We start from the raw sequence: 6913 nt of genomic DNA on the forward strand, positions 1-6913 counted from the left end.
CTATGAAAGACAGAAAGACCTTTGAACCAAAAGATTGTGAAGAAAAAATTTATAATTTCTGGTTGAGCCATGAACTCTTCAGGCCCTCAGGTGAAGGTGAACCCTACTGTATTGTAATTCCTCCACCAAATGTCACAGGTTCGCTCCATATGGGTCATGCCCTTAATGCAACTCTTCAGGACATCCTTATAAGATGGAAGAGGATGCAGGGATTTAAGACACTTTGGTTGCCTGGAACGGACCATGCTGGTATAGCAACACAGAATGTGGTTGAAAGGCTTCTCCAGAAGGAAAATCTCACGAGACAGATACTTGGCAGGGATGCCTTTATAAAAAGGGTCTGGCAGTGGAAGGAGCTTTCAGGTGGTCAGATTATCTCTCAGTTAAAAAGGCTTGGAGCTTCATGCGACTGGTCAAGAGAAAGATTCACTATGGATGAAGGCCTCTCAAGAGCTGTAAGAGAAGTTTTTGTGAGGCTCTTTAATGAAGGACTTATCTACAGGGATTACAGGTTGATCAACTGGTGTCCCAGGTGCCAGACTGCTCTGTCAGACCTGGAGGTTGAATACGAGGAGATTGAAGGTAGACTTTATTATATAAGATATCCCTTTTCTGACGGTAAGGGTTATATAACTGTAGCTACAACACGGCCCGAGACCATGCTTGGAGATACTGCTGTGGCGGTCAACCCCGAGGATGAGAGATATTCATCACTCATTGGAAAAGAGCTAATCCTGCCTCTTACAAACAGAAAAATAAATATTGTTGGAGATAGCGCCGTATTAAAAGATTTCGGAACAGGAGCTGTTAAGGTTACACCGGCCCATGATTTTGCTGATGAAGAGATAGCAAAAAGACACGGTCTGCCATCTCTAATAGTTATTGACAGAAATGCAAAAATGACACCAGAGGCAGGTAAAAAATATGAAGGTCTTGATAGATATGTGGCAAGAAAAGAAATAATCAGTGATCTGAAGGAACAGGGTCTTCTTGAAAAAGAAGAAAGGTATATTCATTCAGTTGGTCACTGTTATAGATGCAAGACAGCCATTGAACCGCTACCTACGCTCCAGTGGTATATAAAGATAGAACCCCTTGCAAAACCCGCTATTGAGGCTGTAAGAAATGGAAGGATAAGGATAATCCCTGAAATATGGCTTAATAGCTACTATGCCTGGATGGAGAATATCAAGGACTGGTGTATCTCGAGACAGATATGGTGGGGTCACAGGATACCTGTCTGGTACTGTCCTGAGTGCAGGGATTCAGAAGGAAGAAGACAGGGCGAAAGGATAGTTATTAAACTATCAAAACCCCTGCTTCTAAAAGGTATATCAAAAGAAAAGGCAACATATGTTGAGCTAAAGGAGGCGGGATTTTCCCATTCAGATATACTCTCCGTTGTTGATTCTGTTGAGATGGATAAGGATATAAAACCCATAGTTTCTATTGATGAACTCAATAAATGTCCTGAATGTGGTTCAGAACTTCTTCAGGATACTGATGTACTTGATACATGGTTCTCCTCTGCTCTCTGGCCTTTCTCCACACTCGGCTGGCCTGAAGAAACAGAGGACCTGAAGACCTTTTATCCAACAAGTGTTCTTGTAACAGCTTTTGATATACTTTTCTTCTGGGTTGCAAGGATGATAATGATGGGTCTTAAATTCATGAATGAGGTTCCATTCAGGGATGTCTATATACATGCAATAGTGAGGGATGAGAAAGGTCAGAAGATGTCAAAATCAAAGGGTAATGTTATTGATCCGCTTGTTATGATTGATAGATACGGTACGGATGCCTTCAGATTTACCCTTGCAGCCTTTGCTGCCCAGGGCCGGGATATAAGATTCTCTGAAGAGAGACTTGAGGGTTACAGGGCATTTGTGAACAAACTCTGGAATGCCTCAAGATTCATTCTCATGAATACAGAGGATATAAAAGAGATCCCTGATGATGGATATATAGAAAAAAATAGAAAGGAATTCAATTTACCGACCCGCTGGATTCTTCACAGACTGCAGCTCACAATTCGTATGATCAATGATAGCCTTAATCAGTACAGGTTTAATGATGCAGCAAGCTCAATCTATCAATTTATATGGCATGAATTCTGCGACTGGTATATAGAATTTTCAAAGATATACCTCTATTCAGAGCAGGATAGCAGGACTGCTTCCGAAAGAGAAGATGTAAAAAAGGTTCTTGTTTATATCCTTGAAAAGCTTCTGAGACTCCTTCATCCCTTCATGCCATTTGTTACAGAAGAGATCTGGCAGCATCTGCCTCATAAGGAAATAAGCATCATGATAACTCCCTATCCTGAGAAAATGACTGAAGACCCGGAGGCAGAAGAAAAAATATCCTTTCTTATTGATACCATAATGACTATTAGAACAATAAGAGGTGAGCTTAACATTCCTCCATCAAAGGAACTGGACTTACTGGTGAAGACCTCTGCCCGGGGAATAACAGAGATCCTGAAGACACACCAAGTACATATAAAGAAATTAGCCCGTATCAGGGATATAATCGGTATAGGTGAGGATGTTAAGCGTCCAAAGGGTTCTGCCATAGCTGTGAGGGAGGGGTTTGAGATATACCTTCCACTTGAAGGTATTATTAATCTTGAACAGGAAATCAACAGACTCAAAAAAGACCTCAATTCTGTTCTAAAGGAGATGGAATTCATAAATAAAAAACTGCTCAATGAGGACTTTCTCAAAAAGGCACCTCCCCATGTAGTTGAAAAGGAAAGAAGGGAATATGAAAGTCTTGTAATAAAAAAACAGAAACTGATTGAAGGTATTGAGAGACTTAAAGAGATGCAATGAATATTCCTCAAGAGATAAAAGAATTTCTGAAAAAGGCGCTTGAGGAAGACATCCTCCATGGAGATATAACAACAGAACTCACCATCCCATCTGAAAATATCTCAGATGCAATTATAATAGCAAAGTCCAATTTTATCCTTGCTGGAATGCCTTTTATTAAAGAGCTTTTTACACTATATGATCCTGATATAGAATTTAATATATTAAAAAAAGATGGCTCACAGATAGAAAGAGGAGATGTGATTGCAAAGCTTAAGGGCAGAACACATTCAATACTAGCCTGTGAAAGGACAGGATTGAATATACTCCAGAGGCTTTCTGGTATAGCCACACTTACAGCGAGGTTTGTTCAAGAGATAAAAGGCACAAAGGCAAGGATACTCGATACAAGGAAAACCACTCCCTGCATGCGTTATCTTGAAAAATATGCTGTAAGGATAGGAGGAGGTTATAATCACAGATTCGGTCTTTATGATGGTATCCTTATAAAGGATAATCATATTAAAGCTGCCGGTGGTATTAAAAAAGCTGTGGATAATATAAAAAATAGTAAAGCCTTCCATCATCTTCTAAAGATTGAGGTTGAGGTTAAAGATATTGAGGAGGTTAATGAAGCAGTAGAGGCAGGTGTGGATGCAATCATGCTTGACAATATGGATATAGAAGAGATGAAGAAGGCAGTAAAATATATCAGAGAAAAAAAACCAGGAATATTGATAGAAGCTTCGGGTAATGTAAATCCTGGGAATGTTAGGGCCATTGCTGAGACAGGTGTTGATTTTATATCAGCAGGAATGCTCACTCACTCTGCTGAAGCAGCGGACATAAGTCTTAAAATAGTGGATTAGTTTTTACCTCACTGAATCCGAATGATAGCGCTCAAGCATGAGAAGCCTTCTTTTCAAATCAAGCCCAAGACTATAACCGCATAAATCTCTGCTGCCCACTATTCTGTGGCAGGGAATAACAATAGGAAGTGGATTTCTTTTTAGAGCCTGACCAACTGCCCTCTGTGAAGAGGGCCTGCCAATCTCTCTGGCAAGCCATCCATAAGTCCTTGTCTCTCCAAAGGGTATAGAGCGAATGGCCTTCCATACCTTTATCTCGAAAGGAGAAAAATATATATTAGCATCATCAAGGTCCAGAACTGTTTTCAGTTCAAAGTAAAATCTTTTACCATCAAAATATTCTTGAAACTGTGAAAGGATTCTTTGCGGGATTTTCTTTCTTTTTATCACTGATATTAAGCCTCTGAAATAACATGGGAATCTTTTCTCTACAGGTTCGTCAGAAAGAATTGTTGTTATACCATAAAACACATCTTTATCAAAAAGAATGTAAAAAACTCCAAGAGAGGTCTCTATCTGGTCAAAGAAAAGCACCTTCCCTTCATTCGTCATCTCTTGCGTGCTTCATACCATCATGGCAGAGGAATTATAAACCTCCACCCGGTCACCACCATGCCTGATTGCTTCTTTAAGGGCCTTTTCAGCACACCAGAGAAGCTCTTCAGCTGACTGAGTTTCAAGTGTTGCAAGACCAACACTTACAGTAATCTTTCCCTTTGGAAGGGTCTCTGCATAAAGGAAAGGATGATTCTTTATAATGGCACTGAATCTGTTTCCAAGTGCCCTGGCTGCTTCAAAGGATGTATTGGCGAGGATTATGGCAAAGGCATCTCCGCCATATCTTACAACTACATCTGAACCCCTTGTATTCTTCTTGAGAAGTTCTGCAATCTTTTTGAGCACTATATTCCCGTAAAATTCACCTCTCTCCCTGACATATCTGCCAAAGAAATCTATATCAAGAAGAAGGAGATTCAATGGTAATTTATACCTGTGTGCCCTCTCCACCTCCTGTGCAAGCCTCAGAACAAGATATCTGTGATTGAAAAGACCTGTTAGTTCATCAACAAGACCGGCCTTTCTCGGATAGAGCATCTCCAGTTCCTGAATGTAGGAGATTAAATCCTTGGGTTCAAAGGTATGTTTTTTTATGATTCTCTCAATCTTACCAACAAGTTCAAGCCTCTCCTCAACAGGTATGTCCTTCTGTGTTAAGAGGAAAAGGGGTATATCCTTGGTAACAGGATTTTCCCTTAGCTGTCTTACCATATCAAATCCTGATATATCCGGCAGATCTATACCTATCAGTATCATTGCAGGTCTTACGGCAGAGGCAAGCTCAAGACCGCTCTTTCCTTCCCTGGCCTCATGAATCTGGAATCCACCTGAGAGAAAGAGCTCTGTAAGCTCAGCAACTGTGCTTGCATCACTCTCAATTATCAGTACACTTTTTGGAACTCTTTCCCTCTGCATTGATAAAGAAAGTTCCTCCAGCCTTGAAAGGAGAGCCTCCTTATCTAATGGTTTCAGGAGATAATCTGCAGCTCCAAGGGTAAAGGCAAGCTCCCTATTGTCAACTATTGAATGTATTATAACAGGAATTGAAGAGGTCTGTTCAGAGGCTTTCAGCTCCTGAAGAACCTCCCACCCATCCTTTTTTGGAATCATTATATCAAGGATTATTGCAAAGGGTCTAAGCGATTTTGCCTTTTCTATACCTTCTATACCATCAAAGGCATGGCTTACCCTGTATCCTGCCTGACTTAGATGAAGCGTGAGAAGTTCAACAGTGGCAAGGTCATCTTCAATAAGAAGTATGAGGGGAGCATCCTCTTTTGAAGCCGCATAATCAATGCCTGCAGTTTCCACCTCGAGAACAGGTTCCTTTGTCTCCGGAATGGAAGCCGGGATAAAAAAGGTAAAGGTACTGCCCTTTCCGGGAGAGCTTTCGAGACTAATTTCTCCACCATGAAGCTCAACAAATCTCTTTGTAAGAGCAAGCCCAAGGCCAGCTCCACCGGCCTGTCTGGAAAGTGAAGAGTCTGCCTGCTCAAATTCATCAAATATCCTTATCTGATCCTCCGGCTTTATTCCCACTCCTGTATCCCATACAGAACATACAATGACCTCTGCATCAGATGGCAGTCCTCCGTATTTACCTGGTCTGTTTTTATCCCTTGTGATTACAAGGCCTATCCTTCCGGCCTCGGGTGTAAATTTTATAGCATTATTTAAGAGATTGTAGAAGACCTGTTTAAGTTTTATTCTGTCAGCTGTAATATCTTCAATACCTTCCTGAAAATTAAGATGAACCTTGATATTCTTTCTTGATGCAAGAGGTTCAATGGTTTTCATCACCTCATCTACCATCTGTCTTAAAGAAAAGGTCTCATATACCATATCATACTTTCCTGATTCAATCTTTGAAAGGTCAAGGACATTGTTAACAAGCTCCAGAAGGTATTTACCGGCATTGTGGATATTTCTTATATATCTTTCCTGTTCAGGAGTTAACCCACCTCGTGCTCTTTCAAGAAGAACCTCTGAAAAACCAAGGATTGTATTAAGAGGAGTTCTGAGCTCATGGCTCATATTGGCTAAAAATCTTGATTTTGCGTTGTTCAGGCGTTCAAGTTCAATATTCATTCTCTGGAGTTCTTCTATCTTTTTCTCCACATCTTCTTCAGAGGTTATACCCCTGGAGAGAATTAGTGATGAAAAGGATGACAGGATACTGAGGATCAGGTTATCCCTTTCATTAAAATCTCTCTGCCTTCTATCAAAAACACAGAGAACAGCCTTACCTTCAGCCATATTTACAGGGACAGCGATAAATGACCTGATATCTTCTTTAAGAAAATAATCTGATAATTCAGGATTCTCTTTCACATTTCTTATTCTTAACCACTCAGCTTTCTCAAAAATATCCTTAAAAATACTCCTCAATAAAAAAAGATTATTTTCAATAAATCTTTTACTCAAGCCAGTGTACGCAAGGATCTTCGGTGAAGAATTCTCAAGCACCATAATCAGTGCTGCTGATGCTTTTAACAGTCCTGTTACACCCTCAATTAATCTGTTAAATAACATCTCTGGTATCAGCTCTGTAAATGATTTTAAAAGAACCTCTATCTCCCTGATTGTTCCCGTCCATTCAGCAAGATCGGTCTTTATACTTTTATACCTTCCACCTGTAAGGAGAAAATATCTTGCTGCAACAGGGCCTATAAC

General features: G+C 40.3%; 4 protein-coding genes. 2 read left to right on the plus strand and 2 right to left on the minus strand.

What is annotated here, in order from left to right:
* Nucleotides 1-2 precede the first annotated feature (2 nt).
* Together N2257_02435 and nadC are read left to right on the plus strand one after the other, a co-directional pair.
* Nucleotides 3-2834: a valine--tRNA ligase gene (locus tag N2257_02435; protein ID MCX7793253.1), complete on the plus strand. Its 2832-nt coding sequence runs from the start codon at nt 3-5 to the stop codon at nt 2832-2834.
* Nucleotides 2831-3682 (plus strand): carboxylating nicotinate-nucleotide diphosphorylase, encoded by an 852-nt coding sequence (nadC, locus tag N2257_02440; GenBank protein ID MCX7793254.1) that lies wholly within the window; start codon nt 2831-2833, stop codon nt 3680-3682. The genes N2257_02435 and nadC overlap by 4 nt, the downstream gene beginning before the upstream one ends.
* A gap of 3 nt (nt 3683-3685) precedes the next feature.
* Here the strand turns inward: nadC and N2257_02445 are convergent, their stop codons facing one another.
* Nucleotides 3686-4234, minus strand: a complete 549-nt coding sequence (locus tag N2257_02445; protein ID MCX7793255.1) for a methylated-DNA--[protein]-cysteine S-methyltransferase — start codon at nt 4232-4234, stop codon at nt 3686-3688.
* 12 nt (nt 4235-4246) lie between these two features.
* A partial coding sequence (locus N2257_02450) for a diguanylate cyclase (GenBank protein ID MCX7793256.1) occupies nt 4247-6913 on the minus strand: 2667 nt, incomplete at its 5' end.

Source organism: Thermodesulfovibrionales bacterium, from assembly GCA_026417875.1.
In the GTDB taxonomy this organism is placed as follows: domain Bacteria; phylum Nitrospirota; class Thermodesulfovibrionia; order Thermodesulfovibrionales; family CALJEL01; genus CALJEL01.